The organism is Streptomyces sp. NPDC091289, from assembly GCF_044757365.1.
In the GTDB taxonomy this organism is placed as follows: Bacteria; Actinomycetota; Actinomycetes; order Streptomycetales; family Streptomycetaceae; genus Streptomyces.
The window spans coordinates 57,540-79,164 of record NZ_JBIVUT010000022.1 but is presented as its reverse complement, the minus strand read 5'-3'; the positions used below and the strand labels follow the sequence as shown (position 1 = coordinate 79,164).

At 72.5% G+C, this 21,625-nt stretch carries 20 protein-coding genes; 15 read left to right on the top strand and 5 right to left on the bottom strand.

Going from position 1 to position 21,625, the window contains the following annotated elements:
* The first annotated feature begins 160 nt into the window (after positions 1 to 160).
* The 5 genes from ACIQPT_RS27620 to alc all read left to right on the top strand — a co-directional run bounded on the left by ACIQPT_RS27620 (position 161) and on the right by alc (position 5,208).
* Positions 161 to 472, top strand: coding sequence for a hypothetical protein (locus ACIQPT_RS27620; RefSeq protein WP_401159588.1), 312 nt, complete (start codon positions 161 to 163; stop codon positions 470 to 472).
* Positions 473 to 2,731 (top strand): 4-alpha-glucanotransferase, encoded by a 2,259-nt coding sequence (gene malQ, locus ACIQPT_RS27615; RefSeq protein WP_401159585.1) that lies wholly within the window; start codon positions 473 to 475, stop codon positions 2,729 to 2,731. It abuts the gene before it with no gap.
* Positions 2,732 to 2,769: 38 nt separating this feature from the next.
* Entirely contained in the window at positions 2,770 to 2,982 is a 213-nt protein-coding gene (locus ACIQPT_RS27610) for a hypothetical protein (protein ID WP_032793216.1), read from the top strand.
* A 97-nt stretch (positions 2,983 to 3,079) separates the two neighbouring features.
* The gene (locus tag ACIQPT_RS27605) at positions 3,080 to 3,988 is read left to right on the top strand and encodes a LysR substrate-binding domain-containing protein (protein WP_401159582.1); all 909 of its coding nucleotides are present in this window, start codon (positions 3,080 to 3,082) and stop codon (positions 3,986 to 3,988) included.
* 65 nt (positions 3,989 to 4,053) lie between these two features.
* Positions 4,054 to 5,208, top strand: a complete 1,155-nt coding sequence (alc, locus tag ACIQPT_RS27600; RefSeq protein ID WP_401159579.1) for an allantoicase — start codon at positions 4,054 to 4,056, stop codon at positions 5,206 to 5,208.
* A gap of 97 nt (positions 5,209 to 5,305) precedes the next feature.
* On the opposite strand, the gene ACIQPT_RS27595 is transcribed toward alc, so the two are convergent.
* The 5 genes from ACIQPT_RS27595 to ACIQPT_RS27575 form a co-directional block, all read right to left on the bottom strand.
* Entirely contained in the window at positions 5,306 to 5,842 is a 537-nt protein-coding gene (locus ACIQPT_RS27595; RefSeq protein ID WP_401159577.1) for a hypothetical protein, read from the bottom strand.
* 102 nt (positions 5,843 to 5,944) lie between these two features.
* Positions 5,945 to 7,669: a thiol reductant ABC exporter subunit CydC gene (gene cydC, locus ACIQPT_RS27590; protein ID WP_401159574.1), complete on the bottom strand. Its 1,725-nt coding sequence runs from the start codon at positions 7,667 to 7,669 to the stop codon at positions 5,945 to 5,947.
* Positions 7,666 to 9,357, bottom strand: a complete 1,692-nt coding sequence (gene cydD / locus ACIQPT_RS27585; protein WP_401159572.1) for a thiol reductant ABC exporter subunit CydD — start codon at positions 9,355 to 9,357, stop codon at positions 7,666 to 7,668. Before cydD ends, cydC begins: the two co-directional genes overlap by 4 nt.
* Before the next feature lie 28 nt (positions 9,358 to 9,385).
* Positions 9,386 to 10,456: a cytochrome d ubiquinol oxidase subunit II gene (locus tag ACIQPT_RS27580; RefSeq protein WP_401159569.1), complete on the bottom strand. Its 1,071-nt coding sequence runs from the start codon at positions 10,454 to 10,456 to the stop codon at positions 9,386 to 9,388.
* 27 nt (positions 10,457 to 10,483) lie between these two features.
* Complete coding sequence (locus tag ACIQPT_RS27575; protein WP_401159566.1) at positions 10,484 to 11,779, bottom strand: cytochrome ubiquinol oxidase subunit I; 1,296 nt, start codon at positions 11,777 to 11,779, stop codon at positions 10,484 to 10,486.
* Positions 11,780 to 11,993: 214 nt separating this feature from the next.
* Between ACIQPT_RS27575 and ACIQPT_RS27570 the strand changes: the two genes are divergently transcribed.
* The 10 genes from ACIQPT_RS27570 (at position 11,994) to ACIQPT_RS27525 (ending at position 21,607) form a co-directional block, all read left to right on the top strand.
* On the top strand, positions 11,994 to 12,917 hold the full coding sequence (locus tag ACIQPT_RS27570) for a LysR family transcriptional regulator (protein WP_401159563.1): 924 nt from the start codon (positions 11,994 to 11,996) through the stop codon (positions 12,915 to 12,917).
* A gap of 285 nt (positions 12,918 to 13,202) precedes the next feature.
* Positions 13,203 to 13,526, top strand: a complete 324-nt coding sequence (locus ACIQPT_RS27565) for a 2Fe-2S iron-sulfur cluster-binding protein (RefSeq protein WP_401159560.1) — start codon at positions 13,203 to 13,205, stop codon at positions 13,524 to 13,526.
* Positions 13,526 to 14,788 carry an NAD(P)/FAD-dependent oxidoreductase gene (locus ACIQPT_RS27560; protein ID WP_401159558.1) on the top strand — a complete coding sequence of 421 codons (1,263 nt, stop codon included), beginning with the start codon at positions 13,526 to 13,528 and terminating at the stop codon, positions 14,786 to 14,788. The genes ACIQPT_RS27565 and ACIQPT_RS27560 overlap by 1 nt, the downstream gene beginning before the upstream one ends.
* 311 nt (positions 14,789 to 15,099) lie before the next feature.
* Complete coding sequence (locus ACIQPT_RS27555; RefSeq protein WP_401159555.1) at positions 15,100 to 15,588, top strand: PhzA/PhzB family protein; 489 nt, start codon at positions 15,100 to 15,102, stop codon at positions 15,586 to 15,588.
* 34 nt (positions 15,589 to 15,622) lie between these two features.
* On the top strand, positions 15,623 to 16,801 hold the full coding sequence (locus tag ACIQPT_RS27550) for a 3-deoxy-7-phosphoheptulonate synthase (protein ID WP_401159553.1): 1,179 nt from the start codon (positions 15,623 to 15,625) through the stop codon (positions 16,799 to 16,801).
* 78 nt (positions 16,802 to 16,879) lie between these two features.
* The gene (locus tag ACIQPT_RS27545) at positions 16,880 to 17,503 is read left to right on the top strand and encodes an isochorismatase family protein (protein ID WP_401159550.1); all 624 of its coding nucleotides are present in this window, start codon (positions 16,880 to 16,882) and stop codon (positions 17,501 to 17,503) included.
* Positions 17,500 to 19,440 carry an anthranilate synthase family protein gene (locus tag ACIQPT_RS27540; protein WP_401159548.1) on the top strand — a complete coding sequence of 647 codons (1,941 nt, stop codon included), beginning with the start codon at positions 17,500 to 17,502 and terminating at the stop codon, positions 19,438 to 19,440. The genes ACIQPT_RS27545 and ACIQPT_RS27540 overlap by 4 nt, the downstream gene beginning before the upstream one ends.
* 92 nt (positions 19,441 to 19,532) lie before the next feature.
* The gene (locus ACIQPT_RS27535) at positions 19,533 to 20,372 is read left to right on the top strand and encodes a PhzF family phenazine biosynthesis isomerase (protein WP_401159545.1); all 840 of its coding nucleotides are present in this window, start codon (positions 19,533 to 19,535) and stop codon (positions 20,370 to 20,372) included.
* Positions 20,365 to 21,066 (top strand): phenazine biosynthesis FMN-dependent oxidase PhzG, encoded by a 702-nt coding sequence (gene phzG, locus ACIQPT_RS27530; protein ID WP_401159543.1) that lies wholly within the window; start codon positions 20,365 to 20,367, stop codon positions 21,064 to 21,066. Before ACIQPT_RS27535 ends, phzG begins: the two co-directional genes overlap by 8 nt.
* A gap of 34 nt (positions 21,067 to 21,100) precedes the next feature.
* A complete protein-coding gene (locus ACIQPT_RS27525) occupies positions 21,101 to 21,607 on the top strand; it encodes a PhzA/PhzB family protein (protein ID WP_401159540.1) in 507 nt (168 codons plus the stop codon).
* The last annotated feature ends 18 nt before the right edge of the window (positions 21,608 to 21,625 follow it).

The following is a 21,625-nucleotide window of genomic DNA, read 5'->3' as shown; positions in this document are numbered from 1 at the left end:
GGAGTGGCCGAAAGCGACCCATACGTGGCACCCGGGGGAACGGAATGTGACCCAGAGCACGTTGGGCTCGTTGTCATAACGCCTGCATCACGTCCACGTCTGCCGCGGCGAGGCCTGGGTAGGTCTGCTGTGTCCTGTTCTCCATGGCCAGGAGGCCACCATGCCCGCTGCCGCGCAGCTTCTGCTCTCCGCCCTCTCCAAACAGGTACCCGCCCAGTCCGATTCCGCGCCGCTGACCAGCGGACTTCCCCTTTCCGATGTCGCCCACCTGATCAGCGGGCCGCCGCTCGCCGATGTCTCCCTCCTGCTCGGTGAATCCTCGTTCGCCGATTCCGCGCCGCTGACCAGCGAGCCTCCGCTCGCCGATGCCACCCCTCTCACGAGCGAGCCTCCGCTCGCCGCCGTCGCCCCTCTGACCAGCGAGCCGACCGCACCCGGCACCGCAGGGGGCATGGAGTTCCCAGGAGTCTGAATGGGCTTGTCCCGGCTCGCCGCACTGCACGGTGTCGCCACCTCCTACTCCCCGTCGCCGGATGTCACGGTGTCCGTCCCCGACGACACGGTCATCGCCGTGCTCGCCGCGCTGGGCGTCGACGCCGGCACTCCGGCGGACGTACGGAAGTGCCTCGCCGTTGCGGAGTCCCGCTCGCGCCTGCTGCCGCCGACCGTGGTGGTGTGGGCCGGTGAGCCCCTGCCGCCCGCCCTGGCCGGACTGCCCCCCGGCTCGACCGTCACGGTCGAGCCGGAGCCGGAGTCGGCCGGGGCCCCGGGACACCCCTCGGGCCGGCCGCCCGCCCCGCTGAGCATGCGGGCCCGGGCGGCGGCCCCTGCCGTGCCCGTGACGCCTCCGGGGAGCGCCGCGCCTGTGACGCCTCCGGGGAGCGCCGTGCCCGTGACGCCTCCGGAAGGCGCTGACACGGCTTCCGCTCCGTCTCCGGGGAGCGGCGCGGCCGTCCCCGCCTGGTGGATCCCGCCGCCGCACGGCGTCCACCGCATCCACGTCCGTACGCCGGACCACCGCCGGGCCACGGCCACCCTCATCGCCGCCCCGCCCCGCGTCCCGCAGCCGCCCGAGCGCTCCCACGGCTTCCTGGTCCAGCTCTACTCCCTGCTCTCCGCCCGCTCCTGGGGCATGGGTGACCTCGGTGATCTGGCGGACCTCGCCGCCTGGTCCGGGCGCACGCTCGGCGCCGGGTTCGTCCAGGTCAACCCGTTGCACGCGGCCGTTCCCGGCAGCCCCACCGACCCGTCCCCGTACCGCCCCTCCTCGCGCCGCTTCCCCGACCCGGTGCATCTGCACGTCGAGTCGATCCCCGAGTACGGCCACGTCCGCGACCGGGCCACCCTGGACGACCTCCGGCAGGACGCCGCGGCCCTCAGCGAGGCCGTGCTGAACAAGGGCGCGCTGATCGACCGGGACGCCGTCTGGGAGCTGAAGCGCCAGGCCCTGGAGCTGGTCGTCGAGGTGCCCCTCACCCCCGGCCGCCGCGCCGCCTACTGCGACTTCCTGGCCGAACAGGGCCAGGCGCTGGAGGACCACGCCCTGTGGTGCGCGCTCGCCGAGGTGCACGGCCCAGACCGTCACACCTGGCCCGAGGCCCTGCGCGACCCCCGCTCCCCGGGAACCGCCCGGGCCCGCACCGCGCTGCTGGACCGGGTCGACTTCCACTGCCGGCTCGCCTGGCTGACCGCCGGCCAGCTCGCCGCCGCCCAGCGGGCCGCCGAGGACGCCGGGATGTCCGTCGGCATCGTCCACGACCTCGCCGTCGGCGTGCACCCGGCGGGCGCCGACACCTGGGCCCAGCAGGAGGCCTTCGCCCACGGCATGTCCGTCGGCGCGCCCCCCGACGCCTTCAACGCGCGCGGCCAGGACTGGGGCCTGCCGCCCTGGCGGCCCGACGTCCTCGCCGCCACCGGTTACGCCGCCTACCGGGGCCTGCTGCGCGGGCTGCTGGCCCACGCCGGGGCCCTGCGCATCGACCACGTCATGGGCCTGTTCCGGCTCTGGTGGGTGCCCGAGGGCCGCCCGCCCACCGACGGCACGTATGTCGCATACGACGCCGATGCGATGCTCGCCGTCCTCGTCCTGGAGGCCCACCGGGCCGGCGCCGTCGTCGTCGGCGAGGACCTCGGCACCGTCGAGCCCGGGGTCCGCGAGGCGCTCGCCCGGCGCGGCGTGCTCGGCACCTCGGTGCTCTGGTTCGAGCGCGACTGGGACGGCGACGGCCGGCCGCTCGCCCCGGAGAAATGGCGCCGGGACTGCCTGGCCACCGCGACCACCCACGACCTTCCCTCCACCGCCGCCCGGCTGACCGGCGATCATGTGACGCTGCGCCACCGCCTCGGCCTGCTCACCCGCTCCCTGGAGGAGGAGCTGACCGAGGACGCCACCGACACCGCCGAGTGGCTGGCCCTCCTCGCCCGGCTGCGGATGCTCCCCGAGGGCGACGGCGACGAGGAGGCCGCCGTCCGGGCCGTCCACCGCTTCCTGCTGCGCACCCCCGCCCGGATGACCGGCGTCTGGCTCCCCGACACCGTCGGCGACCGCCGCCCGCAGAACCTCCCCGGCACCTGGGACCAGTACCCCAACTGGCGCCTCCCGATCGCCGACGCCGAGGGCCATCCGGTCACCCTGGAGGAGATCACCGCCTCGCCCCGGCTGCACACGCTGATGGACGTCCTGCGGCCCCGAAAGCCCCGTATGGCACCCCCGGGCGAGCGCCGTCCCTAGGCGTTCGCTACGTTGGCACCGTGGACAAGAAGAACGCTATGCGCGCCGGCGTCGTTGCGGCCGGGACGACGCTGATGATGCTGCTCATGTCGAGCCCGGCGCTCGCGCTCACGCCCGACGACGGTGACGACCCCGCTCCGCGCCTGAGCGCGATCGAGACCATCGGTCTCTACGTCGTCGCGCCCATCGCCCTGTTCGTGGTGATCACGGGCCTGGTCATGGTCCTGGACAAGTCCAAGAAGCAGGTCTGACCCGCACACGTACGACCTACGACATGCGTGCAGGGTGCGCCGCCGGTAGCGACTACCGCGCGGCGCATCCGTATGTCCGGGCCGGTAGGTTGCGCCCATGACCGAGTGGGACGTCAAGAAGCTCCGCATCCTGCGCACCCTGCGCGACCGGGGCACGGTGACGGCGACCGCCGAGGCGCTCCTGATGACCCCCTCCGCGGTCTCCCAGCAGCTCACCAACCTGGCCAAGCAACTCGGCGTGGACCTCCTGGAGGCCCAGGGCCGCCGGGTCCGCCTCACCGACGCCGCCCACCTCGTCCTGCGCCACGCCGAGGCGGTCTTCGCCCAGCTGGAGCGGGCCGAGGCCGAACTGACCGGCTATCTGCGCGGCGAGGCCGGTGAGGTCAGGGTCGCCGCGTTCTCCACCGCCGTGCCCGCCCTCGTCGTCCCCGCCGTCCGGCTGCTGCGCGCCGAGGACCGCCCGGGACCCGACGTCCGCGTACGGGAGGCCGAGGCCGCCCAGGCGTACGAGCTGCTCACCGCGGGCGAGGTGGACCTGGCCCTGTCGCTGGCCGCCCACGCGCCCACCGCCCGCGACCCCCGCTTCAGCCTCTTCCCGCTGCTCGCCGACCCCCTGGACGTGGCGCTCCCCGCCGACCACCCGCTGGCCGCCGCGCCCGCCCTGCGCCTCGCGGACCTGGCCGCCGACCGCTGGATCTTCGGCGGCTCGGGGCCCTGGTCCGAGATCACCACCGCCGCCTGCGAGGCGGCCGGCTTCGTCCCCGAGCAGGCCCACAGCGCCGCCGGGTGGACCGCGATCCTCGCCCTGGTCGAGGCGGGCATGGGCATCGCGCTGATCCCCCGGATGGCCGCCCGGGAGCGCCGCGAGGGCGTCGTGATGCGGGTGCTGGAGGCGGACCGGCCGCAGCGCCATGTGGTGGCGGCGGTCCGGCACGGGGCGGAGAGCGGCCCGGCGGTGGCCCGGGTGCTCGCGGCGCTCACCGAAACCGCCCGATCATTCAGCTGAGCTGAACGATATCTGCGAAAACTTTCGATGGACCTGATGGGTCCGGTGGCGTCAGAGTAAGAGCCATGACCTTCGACGCGAGCGAGACCACATTCCAGGACACCGACACCGACCCCCACGCCAATGACGCCGCTCCCTACGGCGGCGGCGACCCGTACGCCGACTACCGCGAAGCCGGCGACCTCCCCTTCACCGAGCTGGTCGACCTCGCCGACCGCCGCCTCGGCGCGGGCGTGATCGCCGCCAACGACGAGTTCTTCGCCGAGCGCGAGAACCTCCTGATCCGCGAGCGCGCCGTCTTCGACCCCGAGCACTTCGGGCACAAGGGCAAGATCATGGACGGCTGGGAGACCCGCCGCCGCCGCGGCGCGGACGCCGGCCACCCCTTCCCGGCCCCCGACGACCACGACTGGGCCATCGTCCGCCTCGGCGCCGCCGGCATCGTCCGCGGTCTGATCGTGGACACCGCCCACTTCCGCGGCAACTACCCGCAGCGCGTATCGGTGCAGGCCACCTCCGTCGAGGGCGCCCCGAGCCCCGAGCAACTGCTCGCCGACGACGTGAAGTGGGAGGAGATCCTCCCGCCCACCCCCGTGCGCGGCCACGCCGCCAACGCCTTCGAGATCACCGGCGGCCGCCGCTACACCCACCTGCGCCTCTGCCAGCACCCCGACGGCGGCATCGCCCGCCTCCGCGTGCACGGCGAGGTCGTCCCGGACCCGGCCTGGCTCGCCGCGCTCGGCACGATCGACCTGATCTCGGTCCTCAACGGCGGTACGTACGAGGACGCCTCCGACCGCTTCTACTCCTCGCCCACCCAGATCATCCTGCCGGGCACCTCCCGCAAGATGGACGACGGCTGGGAGAACCGCCGCCGCCGGGTCCGCGACACCAACGACTGGGTCCGCTTCTGCCTCCCCGCCCAGGGCGCGGTCCGCGCGGTCGAGATCGACACCGCCTACCTCAAGGGCAACTCCGCCGGCTGGATCGCCCTCCAGGGCCGCAACGGCGACACCGGCGAGTGGTTCGAGATCATCCCGCGCACCCGTCTCCAGCCCGACACCCTGCACCGCTTCGTGCTGCGCGCCCAGGCCGTCGTCACCCATGTCCGCCTCGACGCCTTCCCCGACGGCGGCGTCGCCCGGATGCGGCTGCACGGCGCCCTCACGGAGTCCGGCACGGCGGAGCTCACCCGCCGCTACGAGGAGTCGGGCGCGTAACCCCGTAACCCTCGGGTCGGCACCCCCAGTTCCCGCCCGGCGGCCGGTTGCGCTCCTGCGCCCGACCGCCGGGCGGCTTCCAACCCGGCCGGGCGGCTCAGGCGGCGTACGCGGTCCAGCGCAGCGTCTTCGCCAGCACCCGCCAGGTCCCCCAGGCGAACACCCGGTTCACCGTGTTGCAGAAGGCCCCGCCCGTGCAGTCGGTGGGCCGGTCCTGCCAGGCCCGGACCGTCAGGGTGTGGAAGCCGAGGGTCCGCGAGAACGCGAAGCGGATGTGCATCCCCCGGCCCAACTGGTGCCCCGGCAACGTGTTGATCTGGAAGAAGTCGTTCCCGATGTACTCCACCTCGACCGGATTGCCGCCCAGCAGCTCGCAGCGCGCCCCCGCCCGGATCCGCCCCGCACAGCCGCCGCTGACCGGGAACAGCCAGAAGTGGTCGGTCAGTTGCTCCCGGACGGCATCCGCTCCGGTGAACGGATGCAGCCCCAGGCTGTACCCGTACGTGTAGAGGTCGTAGCAGCCCGCCGGACCCGCCCGGCAGTCGGCGCGGGCGGACGAGGGGGCGGCGGCCGGGCCGCTCAGCAGCCCCGCGCACAGGGCCAGCGCGACCGGCACGGTGGCGAAGCCGGGCATCCGAACCCTCCCGTGGCCTGCGACCGAAGCATCATGCGACGACCCTTCGGACCGTAGGCCACGGGAGATCACCTCGCGCGCGGACGGCCGCCGAACGCGCGATCACGACCGTCGGACCGGGGTGACGGGACGGATCCGGCCCCCGTCGAGGACCACGATCCGGTCGGCGGCGGTAAGGCCCTCCTGCTCATGGGTGACCAGCAGCGTCGTGCGGCCCCGGGTGGCGTCGAGGATGTCGGCGAGCACCGCCGCGGCGGTGTCCGGATCGAGCCCCTCGGTCGGCTCGTCCACGACGAGCACCGGCGGGTCGGCGAGCAGCGCGCGGGCCAGGAGCAGACGTTGGCGCTGACCGCCCGACATGGTCGCGCCGTCCCCGCCGAGCGGAGTGTCCCAGCGGTCGGGCAGCGACTCGATCCAGTCCAGCAGCCGGGCCCTGCGGGCCGCTTCACACAGTTCGGCGTCGGTGGCGTCCGGGCGGGCGAGGAGCAGATTGGCACGGATCGTGGTGTGGAAGACGTGCGCGTCCTGGGTCATGCCGGTGATCGCACGGCGTACGTCGGCGCCCGCGCGGTCCCGCAGTTCGCGCCCGCCGACCCGGATGCTCCCGGCCTCGTACGGCACGAACCGCATGAGCGCCGCGATCAACGTCGACTTGCCGGACCCGCTGGCACCGAGGAGCACGGTCCGGCGGCCGGGCGACAGCCGCAGGTCCACCCCGTCCAGCACCGGCGGGCCCCCGGGGCGGTGGCGTACCCGCAGACCGGTGATGTCCACGCCGAGCGGCGCGTCGGCGGCGAGCGGGACGGGCGCGGGCGGATCGGCGACCGGCGGCGGGGCGTCGAAGAGATCGGCCAGCCGGCGCGCCGAGGACCGCACGCCGACGAGCGTGCGGGCGGCGGCCGGCAGAGGCGTCAGGGCCTCGAAGGAGACCAGCGCGAGGACCGCGATGACGGTGAGCTGGACGGCCGGCAGCGTCCCCGCCGCGTGGGCGTCCAGCGCGACCCAGGTGACGCCGACCGTCGCCCCGCCCTGGAGCAGCAGCACCACGGCCGAGGCGAGCGAGGTGGTCCGGGCCCGGTGGCGCTCCAGGGCGGCGATCCGGGCGGAGACGTCGCCGACCCGCTCGTGGGCGCGGCCCCGGGCGCCGTACGCCGCGAGGTCCGCCGCGCCCCGGGTCACGTCCACGGTGAGCGCCGCGAGTTCGGCGCGCGCGGCCTTCTCCGCGCGGCCGGCCCGGCGGGACACCACGAGCACCAGGGCGGGGACGAGGAACCCCGCCACCGCCAGGAGCAGCCCGAGCAGGACCCCCGCCTGCGGCAGGAGCACCGTGGCCGTCGCGGTGGCGGCCAGCGCGACGGCGGCGGCGGCCGCGGCCGGGATCAGCACCCGCAGCAGCAGATCCTGGGCGGCGTCGACGTCATCGACGAGGCGGGTCAGCAGATCGCCGCTCCGAAAGGCCGGGGTGCCCGCCGGGGCGAGCGGCACGAGCGCCTCGTACACCCGGGTGCGGAAGCCCGCGACGGCCCGCAGCACACCGTCGTGGCCGAGGAGCCGGTCGGCGTAGCGCAGCGCCCCGCGGCCCAGGGCCAGGGCGCGTACGGCGACGATCGCGAGGCTCACGGAGGCGAGCGGCGGCTGCTCGGCGGCACGGGTGATCAGCCAGGCGGCGGTGGCCATCAAGGTGGCCGCGGCGAGCTCGCTGCCGGCGGCGGCGAGGGCGGCGGGCAGCAGCCTGCGCCAGTACGGCAGGAGGTGGCGCAGCAGCCGGAGGGTGGGGCGGGGGCCGCGCGCACGGACGGCGGCGAAGGCCGGGGCGTGGGAGGTCATGGGGCCACCAGTCCTTCTGCCGGGGCCGGCCGGGCCGGCGCGAGGCCGCCCGCCCGTACCGTGACGATGCGGTCGGCGTGCGGCAGCAGACCGGTGCGATGGGCGACCACGATCGAGGTCCGGCCGCGCATCAGGCGGACCGTGGCCCGGGTGACGGCGGCCTCGCTCCCGGAGTCGAGGTGGGCCGTCGGTTCGTCGAGGAGCAGCACGGGGGCGTCCTTGAGGAACGCGCGGGCCAGGGCGATCCGTTGACGCTGGCCCGCGGAGAGCCCGGCGCCGTGCTCGCCCAGCAACGTGTCGTACCCCAGCGGCAGTTCCTCCACGAAGAGATCGGCCGATGCGGCGCGGGCCGCCCGCCGCACCTCGGCGTCGCTCGCGTCCGGCCGCCCGAGGCGGATGTTCTCCGCGACGGACGCCGCGAACAGGTGCGGTCGTTGCGGCACCCAGGCCACCTGGGCGTGCCAGCCGTCGGGGTCGAGGTCCGCGAGGTCGGCGCCGTCGACGGTGACCCGGCCCGCGTCGGGGCGCACGAAGCCCAGGAGCAGCGACAGGAGCGTGGACTTGCCGGCGCCGCTGGGGCCCACGAGGGCCACGTGTTCGCCGGGGCGCACGGAGAGGGACAGCTCCCGGAGGGCGGGCGCGGCGCGGTCCGCGTACTGGACCGTGACCCGGTCGAGGCGCAGGTGCGCCGCGCGGGCATCGGGCGCCGGGATCCGCGCGCCGGAGCGCGCCGGACGCGTCTCCTCCTCGTCGAGGATCGCGAACACCCGCTCGGCGACCGTGATGCCCTCGGCGCTGTCGTGGAAGGCCGCGCCCGCCGCACGCAGCGGGAGGTAGGCCTCGGGGGCGAGGAACAGGACGATCAGCGCCGTACGGAGGTCCGTTCCGCCGGCCAGCAGCCGCAGGCCGACCGGGACGGCCACCAGGGCCACGGAGAGGGTGGCGACCGTCTCCAGCACCAGCGAGGAGAGGAACGCCACGCGCAGCGTGCGCATCGTGGCCCGGCGGTGGGCGTCCGCCATCTCGCCCACGACCCGGGTCTGATGCCGCTCGCGGCCGAACGCGCGCAGCGTCGGCAGTCCGGCCACCACGTCCAGGAAGTGGCCGCCCAGGGTGGCCAGCAACCGCCATTGCCGGGCGGTGCGCCGGGCGGTGTGCATGCCGACCAGCGCGCCGAACACGGGGATCAGCGGCAGCGTCACCACGATGATCAGCGCCGAGGACCAGTCGGTCCACAGCAGCCAGCCTACGACCGCCAGGGGCACCACCGCGACGGCCGCCTTCGTGGGCAGATAGCCGACGACATACGGGTCCAGGGCGTCGAGACCGCGCGTGAGCAGGGTGATCGTCTCGCCGTGGCGGCGGTCCGCCAGCCTCTGCGGGCCGGTGTGCCGCAGCCGTTCGGTGATCCGGTCCCGCAGGGTGCGCTTGGCGTCGGCCGCGGCGAGCTGGGCGAGCGCACCGCGGGCCCAGGCCAGCAGTGCGCGCAGCGCCATGACCGCGGCGAGGGCGACCACGGGCGCGACCCGGAAGGGGCGCCCGGCGAAACCGTCCGCGAGGACCGTCGCCAGCAGGACCGCCTGGGCCACGATCAGCCCGGCGCCCAGCAGGGAGAGTGCCGTGGAGTACGTCATATGGCGTCGCAGTACGGGGAGTTCGCGCATCAGGCGACGTTCCACGGGCTTCATCGGGTGTTCCTCTCCTCGCTCCCGCGGCTCAGAAGTAGCTGGGGTGGCGGCGGCCCGTCCGCCCCCGGAAGGCCCACCAGCTCCACGTCTGGTACGCGAGGATCACCGGGATCAGCACGACCCCGAACGCGATCAGGATCTTCAACGAGGCGGTGTCCGCCGCGGCCTGCTGGAGGGTCATCCCGGGCCCGGACGGGCTGATCAGGACGTACGGGTAGTGGCCCGCCCCCACGAGCACCACGGGCAGCACGGTCGCGGCGCAGGTCGCGGCGAACGCCCGGCGGTGGTGCCCGTGGGAGAGGTACCACCAGGCGCCGGCGAGGGCCGCCGCGAACAGGGCGACGACGATCGCCGAGGTCGCACGGTTCTCCATCGAGGCACCCGCGCCGAAGAGCGTCAGCAGCAGCGGGAGGGCGCCGACGGCGCCGGCCGCGCGCAGCAGGGCGGTGCCCAGCCGCCGCGCGTCGGCGGCGACCCCGGGCGCCGAGCGCAGCGCGACGAAGGCCGCCCCGTGCGCCGCGAAGAGCAGCGCGGTGGTCACGCCGCAGGCCAGCACGAACGGCGAGAACACGTCACCGAACCCGATGTGGTAGCTCCCGTCGGCCCGCCGGGGCACCCCGTGCAGCAGCAGACCCACGACGAGCCCCCAGCACACGGCGGGCACCGCGCCGCCGAACACGATCAGGGCGTTCCACCGCCGGCGCCCGCGGGCGCTCCGGGCGCGGCCGCCCAGCTGGACGGCGGCGTTGCCGATGACCAGGCCGACGAGGATCGCCACGATCAGCGGGTACAGGCCGGACAGCAGGCTGCCTTCCAGGTGCGGGAAGGCCCCGAACAGGACACCGGTGAAGGCGACCAGCCAGACCTCGTTGCCGAGGAAGAAGGGCGCTATGGCGTCGAGGGCGGCGTTCCTGCCGGCCGGCCCGGCCTCCTGACCGTCACGGCCGTCCTGACCGTTCCGGCCGTCCTGACCGTCACGGCCGTCCCGGCCGCCGAGCAGGGGGTGCAGCATCTGTACGCCGTAGTCGTAGCCGCCGAGCACGAAGTACCCGGCGAGAAGCAGGCCCAGCAGGACCAGCCAGACGGTCTCCAGACTCATCTCTCTCAACTTTCCCTTGGATCCGGATCAGAAGGCCGGGCTCGTCTGCTTGTCCTGGGCGCCGCCGCCCCCGGGCACGTCGTCGTCCAGCGGTTCGGTGGCGCCGAGCTGCGTGGCGTCCGGACCGCGGAGGGCGAAGCGCGTGATCAGGGTCCAGTTCGTCACCGCCAGCGCGAGGAAGATGGCGATGAACACGGTGCAGGACACGGCCAGCGAGGTTCTGCTGACCGAGGAGAGCGCGTCCTCGACCTTCAACTGGCCGTAGACGATCCAGGGCTGACGCCCGACCTCCCGCAGGACCCAGCCGCTCACGGAGGCGATGAACGGGAACGGGATCATCGCGGTCATCAGGTAGGCGAAGGGACGCCAGCGGATCAGCCGGTCCTTCCGGAGCAGGAGGACGGCGATGATGGTGACCGTGGAGACGCTGTAGCCGATGACCGTCATGAGGTCCATCGAGAAGCGCAGCCACTCGTCCGGCGGTGTGTAGTCGCCGGGCCCGTACTGCTCGACGAGCTGTGCCTGGACCCGGTCGATGTCGCCGTTCTCCAGGATCGCCGCCTTCATGGGCTGGGACCGCTCGATCTGGGGCAGCTGCATCTCGCCCACGGTGGCGACGAACCAGCTGGTGGGCGTGGCCACCAGGAGCGCCAGGCGCAGCGAGCCGCGGAACAGAGCGGTCTCCTTGGTGCCCCGGGCGAGGTGGTACGCGCTGATGCCGAGGACGAACACGCTGCCCGTCATCAGCGCGGCGAGCGTGATGTGGGCGAGGGCCATCAAGGCGCTGGAGTTGGTGAGCAGCGCTCCGAAGTCGGTGAGGTAGGCGGCACCGTCGCGCAGCTCGAAGCCGACGGGGTTCTGCATGAAGCCGTTGGCGATCAGGATCCAGTACGCGGAGGCGTACGCGGTCAGGGCGACCAGCCAGATGAGCGTGACGTGCACACCTCTGCGCAGCCGGCCCCAGCCGAAGATCCACATGCCGAGGAAGGTGGACTCGGCGAAGAAGGCGATGAGGGTTTCGAGGGCCAGCGGGACGCCGAAGACGTTGCCCGCGAACTTGCTCAGGCCGCTCCAGCTGAGCCCGAACTGGAACTCCATGACCAGGCCGGTGACGATGCCGACCGCGTAGTTGATGACGTAGAGCTGTCCCCAGAAGCGCGTCATGCGCTCCCGGACGGCTCGCTTGGCGGGATCACGGGTGAACGCGGCCCGGGTGTGCATGATCGCGACGAGGGGGACGACCCCCATGGTGAGGATCACGAACAGCCAGTGGATGCCGGTCGTGGCCGCGAACTGGAGTCGGGCCAGATCCGCAGCGCTCATGAGCGTCCTTCCTGGGGGACGGGTGGACGAATGGATGGGTGGAAGTGCTTCGGGCGGGTGCGGGGCCCCCGCTTCGCGTGTGCAGGTGCCGGGCGCCTTTGCCCGTCACCTGTGCGGTGACCCCTGCCAACGACCGTAGGGAGAATTGCTTATGCATTCCAAGACCGCTTTTGTCATGTGAACATAGCCATGAAGCTATAAGTGAAGGTGGAACGTGGATCTTCTTCAGTTGCGCTACTTCCAGGTCGTCGCCCGTTACGAGCACATGAGCCGGGCCGCGGAGGATCTGCGCATCGCCCAGCCCTCGCTCAGCCGCACCATCTCGCGCCTGGAGACCGAACTCGGCTCCCCGCTCTTCGACCGGAACGGCCGCCGCATCCGGCTCAACCAGTACGGCGCGATGTTCCTGCGCCACGTGGACCGTGCCCTGAGCGAGCTCGACGACGGCCGCAGGGCCGTCCGTGAGGCCCGCGACACGGGGCTCGGCCGGGTCAGCGTCGCCTCCGAGACCCTGCTGACCATCACCCCGCTGCTCGGCAGCTTCCGCGTCACCCACCCGCGCGCGGACGTTCGGCTGTTCCAGTCGGACGCCGACGAGATGAGCCGTCAACTGCGCTCCGGCGAGGTCGACTTCTGCGTGGCCTCACAGCCGCTGGCCGGGACGAACCTCGAGTCGATCGAGCTCGCCCGCGAAGAGGTGCTGCTCGCGGTTCCGCACGGGCACTGGCTGGACGGGCGAGAGAGCGTGACGATCCCCGAGATCGCCGACGAACCCTTTGTCACCACGCGCCTGGGCAACTGGCAACGCGCCCTCCTGGACCGGCTGTTCGCCTCCGAGCGGCTCACCCCGCTGCTGTCCTGCGAAGGCGACGAACCGGGCGCCAGCCAGGACATGATCAGCGCCGGCCTCGGCATCGGCTTCATCCCGGCGACGTCCCGCCAGGTCGGCAGGCACGCCCCGGTCGCCTGGGTGCACATGGACGCGCCCGACTGCTACCGGGTACTCACCCTGGTGTGGAACCGCGGCACCTATCTCTCCGAAGCCGCCCTGCATCTGCGGGAGTTCATCACCAGCAGGCCCTTCATGACGCATCACCTGCCCGACCTGCGCCGCGAGCGCGGCCGCGACGCGCCCTGACGGCCGGTCCGACGGTCCGGGGCGGGGCGGGCCCCGCGACACGGCCTGGCGGACCCGGAACTCCTTTGGTACCGTCCATGGCGCTGCCGCATCCCTGGCCCAGGACGTCGCGTGTCCGAACGGCTTGTGTGTGGTTGTCAGTCGGCAGGGGTGTCGCGTCCCCCACCGACGGCCGGCGGCACACTTCGCACGCTGCGCACCCTTCACACCCTTCGAATCCCACCTGACGGGCATCCCTGTCAGACGCGCCTCGCGCGTGGCCGGATGCCACCGAGGAGTTCCGTCATGCCCAAAATCACGTACGTCGCCGTCGACGGGACCGAGCGTTCGGTCGACGTCCCCTTCGGTACGAGCGTCATGCGCGGTGCCGTGTTCAACGACATCGACGGCATCGTCGCCCAGTGCGGCGGCAACGCGCAGTGCGCCACCTGCCACGTCTACGTCGACGAGACCACCCTGGACAAGCTGGAGCCGGCGGAGCAGAACGAGGAGTACATGCTCGACTTCACCGCCTGCAGCCGGCAGCCCAACAGCCGGCTGAGCTGCCAGCTCAGCGTGACCAGCACCCTGGACGGCCTGATCGTCCACCTCCCGGAGCGGCAGAACTGATGGCGGACAGCAGCGCACAGCCCGCTTCCGTCGTCATCGTGGGGGCCGGACAGGGCGGCTACCAGACGGCCGCCTCCCTGCGTGAGTGCGGCTATCGGGGGCGTGTCACGCTCATCAGCGCCGAGGACGCGCTCCCGTACGAGCGCCCGCCGCTGTCCAAGGCGTACCTCAAGGGCGAGGCGGACGAGACACACCTGTGGCTGCGGCCCGCGACGTACTACGGGCGCCAGTCGATCGACCTGGTGCAGGGGACCGTGGCGGGGATCGACCGGGCCGCCCGCACGGTCGCACTCGCCGACGGCTCCACGTACGACTACGGCCATCTCGTCCTGGCCACCGGAGCCCGGCCGCGCCTGCCCGGGGTGCCGGGCGCCGGACTGCGTGGCGTGCACACCCTGCGCACCGCACGGGACGCCGCCGCACTGCGGACCTCGCTCGCCGCGGCCCGGCACGCGGTGGTGGTGGGGGCGGGGTTCATCGGTCTCGAATTCGCCGCCGTGGCACGGCGGTCAGGCTGTGCGGTCACGGTGGTCGAGGCGCTGGACCGGCCGCTGGCCCGGGTGGTCTCGGCGCGGACCGCCGAGCATTTCACCCGGCTGCATCGCCGGGAGGGCGCCGAGGTGCTGTTCGGCCAGGGGATCACGGCGCTGCACGGCGACCACCGCGGAGACGTGTCGGAGGTGGAGCTGGCCGACGGCCGCCGGCTGCCCGCCGACCTGGTCCTGATCGGCGTCGGCGTCTCCCCGTCCACGGAACTGGCCGCCGACGCCGGTCTCCCGGTGGACGGCGGCATCACCGTCGACTCCCGGCTGCTGACCGGCGACCCGCACATCTCGGCCATCGGCGACTGCGCGGCGTTCCCCCAGGTGCGCTCCGGGAACCGGCTGCGGCTGGAGTCGGTGCAGAACGCCGTCGGCCATGCCCGGCTGGTCGCCGAGCGGCTGACCGGGGCCTCCCGCGCCTACGACGAACTGCCCTGGTTCTGGAGCGACCAGTTCTCGACCACGCTGCAGATCGCGGGGATCGACGAGGGGCACGACACCGAGGTGGTGCTCGGGGAGGACCCCGACGCGTTCTCGGTGCTCCTCTTCCGCGGGGAGGAGCTGCACGCGGTCGAGTCCGTCAACCGCCCCACGGACCACATGGCGGCCCGCCGGCTCCTCACCGGGGGCACCGGTCTGACGCCCGGGCGCGCCTCGGCGCCGGGGTTCGGGCTGGGGGAGTACCTCAGGGGCGGGACGGAGGCCTCGATGGTCCGCTGACCGACCCTTCACGCACGCGACCGGAATTGCGTAATCCGATTCCGTCGCGCGGTGAAAATATTCCCTTGGTGAAGAAGTCTTCACGCCTTCTTATGCTGTTCAAAGTTGGCCAAGGGTAAATCCCGGCGATGCGTTTTGCAGCATCGCCGGGATAAGAATGCTCGTTGCGTCGTGATCTTTGGCGGAAAATCGAAGTCTGTTGATTTTCCTCGTTGAGTCAGGCAGGCTATCTCCAGTCCGACGGGGGAAATTCGGCGCAGCTGTGTGCTGCGCCGCCCCCGTGCACCCGCTGATCGCAAGGGGGCACACCCATGTCTGATTCGTTGCCGAACCAGGGATTCTCCGACGCGGCCGAACTGCGCCGGATCAACCGGGCCACCGTCGAGAAGTACATGCACACCAAGGGCCAGGACCGGCTGCGTCGCCACGAGTTGTTCACCGAGGACGGCAGCGGTGGCCTGTGGACCACCGACACCGGCTCGCCCATCGCCACCCAGGGCAGGGACCGTCTGGCCGAACACGCCGTCTGGTCGCTGGAGTGCTTCCCCGACTGGGAATGGCACAACATCCGGATATTTGAGACCCAGGACCCCAACCACTTCTGGGTGGAGTGCGACGGGCGCGGGAAGATTCGCTTCGGCGACTACCCCGAGGGTTACTACGAGAACCACTTCCTCCACTCGTTCGAGCTCGAGAATGGGAAGATCAAGCAGAATCGTGAGTTCATGAACCCCTTCCAGCAGCTGCGCGCGCTCGGCATTCCGGTGCCGGAAATCAAGCGCCAGGGAATACCCACCTGAAAAGTAGGACATCACCGCTGGATCGGAGTACGTCATGGAAGACGTCATACGGGAGATTCGTATCCGCGGGGCATCACAGCAACCCGAATGGAGCGATCTTCTACAGCTGAGCCGGGTGGCCGAGGCACTCGGCGCCCGCCCCACCCTCGTCCAGGCCGACGACTTGGCGACGCTGCGCACTCTGCTGGGCAAGGTGGCGCTCGGCGAGGCCATGGTGCTGCAGTCCGGGGACTGCGCCGAGGACCCGCAGGAGTGCACCCGCCCCCACGTGGCACGCAAGGCCGCGCTGCTCGACCTGCTCGCCGGGTCGCTCGGCCTGATCACCGGCAAGCCCGTCGTCCGGGCGGGACGGATCGCCGGGCAGTTCGCCAAGCCCCGTTCCAAGCCCACCGAAGTCATCGACGGCGTCGAGCTTCCCGTCTTCCGCGGCCACATGGTCAACGGTCCCGAGCCGGACCGTGAGCGGCGGCAGGCCGACCCCCTGCGGATCCTCACCGGTTACATGGCCGCCTGCGACATCGTCGGACACATGGGCTGGCGCGACCGGGCCGAAGGGCGCGACGCCGTGGAGCCCCTGGTGTGGACCAGTCACGAGGCGCTCCTCCTCGACTACGAGATGCCCATGCTCCGCACGGACACCAGGGGCCGGCTGTTCCTGGGTTCGACCCACTGGCCGTGGATCGGCGAGCGCACCCGCCAGGTCGAGGGCGCCCACGTCGCCCTGCTCGCCGAGGTGAGCAACCCGGTGGCGTGCAAGGTCGGCCCCTCCATGGAGCCGGACGAACTGCTCGCCCTGTGCGAGCGGCTCGACCGGTGGCGCGACCCCGGCCGGCTCACGCTCATCGCGCGCATGGGAGCCAACGCCGTCGCCGACCGGCTGCCGCGCCTCGTCGAAGCCGTACGCGGCGCGGGCCACCCCGTCGTCTGGCTCAGCGACCCCATGCACGGCAACACCGTCACGGCGCCCGGCGGCCACAAGACGCGGCTCGTGGAGACCGTGTCGCTCGAGGTCGTCCGCTTCATCGAGGCCGTGCGCTCCGCGGGCGGCATCCCCGGCGGACTGCACCTGGAGACCACGCCGGACGACGTCACCGAGTGCGTCCTCGACGCGTCCGAGCTCGACTCCGTCGGGGAGCGCTACACCTCGCACTGCGATCCCCGGCTCACCCCGTCACAGGCGCTCTCCGTGGTCTCGTCCTGGACCGCCTCCTGACCTCGCACGCTCCTCTCTGCTCTGCGCGCCGAGCACGCCTGCACCAAGCACGCCTGCAACAAGCCAGGAACTGGAGCCATGACCGGAATACCCGCCATTCGTCCCTACCCCCTGCCCGCTGAGGGCGATCTGCCCCCCGCCCGTGTGACCTGGACCGCCGAAGCCGACCGGTCGGTGCTTCTCGTCCACGACATGCAGCGGTACTTTCTCCACCCGTTCCCGGGCTCCATGGGCCAGGAGCTGACCGGAAACGCCGCACGATTACGCGACCGCTGCGCCGAACTCGGCGTTCCGGTCGCCTACACCGCCCAGCCGGGCGGCATGACCGATGAACAGCGCGGTCTGCTCAAGGACTTCTGGGGCCCCGGCATGCGGCCGGAACCCGAGGACCGCCAGGTGGTCGACGCCCTCGCGCCGGCCGAGCACGACTGGATGCTCACCAAGTGGCGCTACAGCGCCTTCTTCAAGACCGACCTGCTCCGGCGGATGCGCGCCGAGGGCCGCGACCAGCTCGTCCTGTGCGGCGTCTACGCCCATGTCGGCGTACTGGCCACCGCCATCGAGGCCTTCACCCACGACATCCAGCCCTTCTTCGTCGCGGACGCCACGGCCGACTTCTCGGAGCACTACCACCGCTCGGCCCTGACCTACGCCGCCGAGCGCTGTGCCCGCGTCACCACGGTCAAGGGGCTGTTCGCATGACGTACGGTCCGCGAGGAAACCCCGGCGCCCCCGGGAACCCCGCCCCCGGCGATCTGCTCGACCGGGTGCTGGGCGCGGAGGGGGAGGCGTACGCCCTGCTGCACCGGCCCGGAGCGACCGGGCGGGGGGTCGTGGAGGTCCTGACCGGCTCGGTGTCCCTGCCCGGCACGCTGGCCGACATCCCCCTGCCGCCGCCCCCCGCCCCCGGAGCCGGCGCACACCACGAGGTGCTCGTCCTCGTCCCCTACCGGCAGCTCGCCGAGCGCGGCTTCGACTGCGCCGACGACGGGACGCCCCTGGTGGCGATGACGCTCACCGATACACAACAGCTCCCGTTCGACGCGGCGTTGGCGCGCCTGCCCGATGTGCCGACCCCGCTCGCCGGAGAGGACTTCGACGTCGACGACGAGGCGTACGAGAACGTGGTGCGCCGCATCGTCAAGGAGATGATCGGTACCGGGGAGGGCGCGAACTTCGTCATCAAGCGCACCTTCGTCGCCGACATCACGGACTACGGGCCGCTGAGCGCCCCCGCGCTGTTCCGCCGGCTCCTGGAACGCGAGTCCGGCGCCCACTGGACGTTCCTGATCCACACGGGCACCCGGACCCTGGTCGGCGCCTCGCCCGAGCGGCACGTCAGCCTCCAGGGCGGCACGGCCGTCATGAACCCCATCAGCGGCACCTACCGCTACCCGCCCTCGGGCCCCACGCTGTCGGGCGTGCTGGACTTCCTGAGCGACCGGAAGGAGACCGACGAGCTGTACATGGTCCTCGACGAGGAACTCAAGATGATGGCCCGGATCTGTCCGACGGGGGGCCGCGTCGTGGGCCCGTACCTCAAGGAAATGGCCAGGGTCGCGCACACCGAGTACTTCATCGAGGGCCGCACGGACCGGGACGTGCGCGACATCCTCCGCGAGACGATGTTCGCCCCGACGGTCACCGGCAGCCCGCTGGAGAGCGCCTGCCGCATCATCCAGCGGTACGAGCCCGGCGGGCGCGGCTTCTACAGCGGCGCCGCCGTGCTCATCGGGCGGGACGAGGACGGGGAGCGGGCCATGGACTCGGCGATCCTGATCCGCACCGCCGACATCAGCCGCGAGGGCCGCATCGCCGTCGGTGTCGGCGCCACCATCGTGCGGCACTCCGACCCGGCCTCCGAGGCCGCGGAGACCCGGGCCAAGGCGGCCGGACTCGTCGCCGCCCTCAAGGGAGACGAGAAGGAACGTTTCGCTCAACACTCGAGCGTGCGCCGCGCACTCGAGCTCCGCAACGACTCCATCGCCGACTTCTGGCTGTCCGACGCCGAGGCGCGCGCGTCGGCGCTGCCCGGACTGGCCGGGCGCAGCGTCCTCGTCGTGGACGCCGAGGACACCTTCACGTCGATGATCGACCAGCAACTGCGGTCCCTGGGGCTGCGGGTGACGGTCAGCCGGTACGACGAGCCGTACGCCTTCGAGGGGCACGACCTGGTCGTGATGGGGCCGGGCCCCGGGGACCCCGAGGAGGCCGCGCATCCCAAGATGCGGCACCTGCGCACGGCGGTCGGCACCCTGCTGAGCCAACGCCGGCCGTTCCTCGCCGTCTGCCTCAGCCACCAGGTCCTCGGACTCCGCCTCGGGCTGCCGCTGCGCCGCAGGGCGGTGCCCAACCAAGGGGTGCAGAAGGAGATCGACCTGTTCGGCGCCGCCGAACGCGTCGGCTTCTACAACACCTTCGCCCTGGTCGGCGAGGGCGACACGTTCGTCGCCGACGGAGTGGGGCCGGTCCGGGTGAGCCGGGACCCGGCCACCGGGGAGGTCCACGGGCTGCGCGGCCCGGGCTTCGCCTCCCTGCAGTTCCATCCCGAATCCGTACTCACCCGAGAAGGGCCCCGCATCGTGGGCACGGCCCTGGGCGGTCTGCTCGCGCCGGCCCGCGCCCCCGGCCCCGCCTGATCCGCCGGTCCGCCGGATCCGCCCCATGAACCGCCGGGCCGGCGCCATCCCCCGCGCCGGCCCGGCCACCCTCATGACCCAAGGGAGCACAGATGCACAGCTATGTCGTCGTGGACGCGTTCGCGCAACGGCCCCTCACCGGCAACCCCGTCGCGGTGTTCTTCGACAGTGACGACCTCACCGCCGAGCAGATGCAGCGCATCGCGCGGGAGATGAATCTCTCGGAGACCACCTTCGTGCTCCGCCCCCGGCGGGACGGGGACGTACACGTGCGGATCTTCACCCCGGTCAACGAACTGCCGTTCGCCGGACACCCGTTGCTCGGCACCGCCATCGCACTGGGCGGACGCACCGACGGGGACCGGCTGCGGATCGAGACCGCCATGGGGGTCATCCCCTTCGAGCTGGAACGCGGGCACGGGAAGAACGTCGTGGCGGCGAGCATGCGCCAGCCGGTCCCCGTGTGGGAACCGTTCGACCGCGCCGAGGAGCTCCTGGACGCCCTGGGGGTACGCGAGTCGACGCTCCCGGTGGAGATCTACCGCAACGGCCCCCGGCACGTCCTGGTCGGCTTCGAGAGCGTCGAAGCCCTGTCGAAGGCCGACCCCGACCACCGCGCCCTGGCCGCGTTCCCGGACATGGCGACCAACTGCATCGCCGGGTCCGGGAGTTCCTGGCGCAACCGGATGTTCTCGCCCGCGTACGGAGTGGTGGAGGACGCCGCGACCGGCTCCGCCGCCGGGCCCATCGCCATCCACCTCGCCCGGCACGGTCTCGCCGCGTACGGGCAGCGCATCGAGATCACCCAGGGCGTCGAGATCGGCCGCCCCTCTCCCATGAGGGCGCTCGTGCACGGCGAGGGCGACCGGGTCGACACCGTCGAGGTGTCGGGACACGGCGTCGTATCCATCGAAGGAGTGCTGCATGGCTGACCTGCCCCACCCGAACGGGACCTCCGGCGGAGCCTCCGAGGGGCGCGAGGGCGCCGCCCGCTCCGAGTCGCTCACCGGCACCCACGAAGTGGACTTCCCCGAATTCCTCGCGCCGCCCCCCGAGCCGATGGGGCTGCTGGTCTCGTGGCTGGAGACCAGCGGCGCCCACGGGGTCCGGGAGGCGCGCGCCCTGGCCCTGGCCACGGCCGACGCCCGGGGCAGAAGCTCCTCCCGCATCGTGGTGCTCAGCTCCGTGACCGACGCGGGGATCGTCTTCGCCACCCACGCCGACAGCCGCAAGGGGCGGGAACTGGCCGAGAACCCCTGGGCGTCGGGCGTCCTGTACTGGCGGGAGACCAGCCAGCAGATCACGCTCGCGGGCCCCGTGACCCGGCTGTCCGACGCCGAGGCGGACGTCCTGTGGTCCGCGCGGCCCCCCTTCACCCACGCCATGACCACCGCCTCCCGGCAGAGCCGGCTCCTGGACGACCTCGACCACGTCGCCCGGCTCCGGGCCACGGCCCGGGAGCTGGGCGGGCCGGAGCGGCCGCTGCCCCGCCCCCCGTCGTACGCGGTCTACCAACTGGCCGTCGCCTCCGTCGAGTTCTGGGCCAACGGCACCGACCGGCTGCACGAACGGCTCTGCTACGAACGCACCGGATGCGGCTGGGCCATCACCAGGCTCCAGCCGTGACCCCCACCCCTCCGCCGAACCTCCGGGAGACCCCATGACCTCGCCGCAGCCCTCCGGATCCGGCACCACCGCGCCGGTCTTCACCGACCACCACGACCTGCGGGACCGCAATCGACGAGCCGTCGAGCAGTACCTGGTGACGGGCCCGGAGGCCCGGCTGAGCCGGTACACCCTCTACACCGAGGACGGCACCGCGTCCCTCTTCTACACCGACATCGGCCGGCCCATCACCGTCCGGGGCCGGGACAACCTGAAGCGGCACAACGAGCTTTCCCTCGAGGTCCTGCCCGACTGGGAGTGGAGCGACGTCCACCTCTACGAGACACAGGACCCGGCCGTCATCTGGGTCGAGTGCGACGGCGAGGGAACGATCCGGTTCCCCGGCTATCCCGAGGGCCGCTATCGCAACCACTTCATCCACGGCTTCACGCTGCGCGACGGACGGATCGCCGCCAGCCGCGAATACACCAACCCGATCGAGCACATGCGGGCCCTCAGCATCGAGACGCCGAACATCGAGCGGAGCTGGATCCCCTCCTGAGCCGCCCCTGACACAGGC

Excerpts from the sequence above, each read along its gene's own strand:
- ACIQPT_RS27550 (WP_401159553.1), top strand. The coding sequence starts at position 15,623 with ATGGAAGACGTCATACGGGAGATTCGTATCCGCGGGGCATCACAGCAA.
- ACIQPT_RS27620 (WP_401159588.1), top strand. The coding sequence starts at position 161 with ATGCCCGCTGCCGCGCAGCTTCTGCTCTCCGCCCTCTCCAAACAGGTA.
- ACIQPT_RS27540 (WP_401159548.1), top strand. The coding sequence starts at position 17,500 with ATGACGTACGGTCCGCGAGGAAACCCCGGCGCCCCCGGGAACCCCGCC.
- cydC (WP_401159574.1), bottom strand. The coding sequence starts at position 7,669 with ATGACCTCCCACGCCCCGGCCTTCGCCGCCGTCCGTGCGCGCGGCCCC.
- phzG (WP_401159543.1), top strand. The coding sequence starts at position 20,365 with ATGGCTGACCTGCCCCACCCGAACGGGACCTCCGGCGGAGCCTCCGAG.
- alc (WP_401159579.1), top strand. The coding sequence starts at position 4,054 with ATGACCTTCGACGCGAGCGAGACCACATTCCAGGACACCGACACCGAC.
- ACIQPT_RS27595 (WP_401159577.1), bottom strand. The coding sequence starts at position 5,842 with ATGCCCGGCTTCGCCACCGTGCCGGTCGCGCTGGCCCTGTGCGCGGGG.
- ACIQPT_RS27525 (WP_401159540.1), top strand. The coding sequence starts at position 21,101 with ATGACCTCGCCGCAGCCCTCCGGATCCGGCACCACCGCGCCGGTCTTC.
- ACIQPT_RS27605 (WP_401159582.1), top strand. The coding sequence starts at position 3,080 with ATGACCGAGTGGGACGTCAAGAAGCTCCGCATCCTGCGCACCCTGCGC.
- ACIQPT_RS27575 (WP_401159566.1), bottom strand. The coding sequence starts at position 11,779 with ATGAGCGCTGCGGATCTGGCCCGACTCCAGTTCGCGGCCACGACCGGC.
- ACIQPT_RS27580 (WP_401159569.1), bottom strand. The coding sequence starts at position 10,456 with ATGAGTCTGGAGACCGTCTGGCTGGTCCTGCTGGGCCTGCTTCTCGCC.
- ACIQPT_RS27560 (WP_401159558.1), top strand. The coding sequence starts at position 13,526 with ATGGCGGACAGCAGCGCACAGCCCGCTTCCGTCGTCATCGTGGGGGCC.
- ACIQPT_RS27565 (WP_401159560.1), top strand. The coding sequence starts at position 13,203 with ATGCCCAAAATCACGTACGTCGCCGTCGACGGGACCGAGCGTTCGGTC.
- ACIQPT_RS27535 (WP_401159545.1), top strand. The coding sequence starts at position 19,533 with ATGCACAGCTATGTCGTCGTGGACGCGTTCGCGCAACGGCCCCTCACC.
- malQ (WP_401159585.1), top strand. The coding sequence starts at position 473 with ATGGGCTTGTCCCGGCTCGCCGCACTGCACGGTGTCGCCACCTCCTAC.
- cydD (WP_401159572.1), bottom strand. The coding sequence starts at position 9,357 with ATGAAGCCCGTGGAACGTCGCCTGATGCGCGAACTCCCCGTACTGCGA.
- ACIQPT_RS27555 (WP_401159555.1), top strand. The coding sequence starts at position 15,100 with ATGTCTGATTCGTTGCCGAACCAGGGATTCTCCGACGCGGCCGAACTG.
- ACIQPT_RS27545 (WP_401159550.1), top strand. The coding sequence starts at position 16,880 with ATGACCGGAATACCCGCCATTCGTCCCTACCCCCTGCCCGCTGAGGGC.
- ACIQPT_RS27610 (WP_032793216.1), top strand. The coding sequence starts at position 2,770 with ATGCGCGCCGGCGTCGTTGCGGCCGGGACGACGCTGATGATGCTGCTC.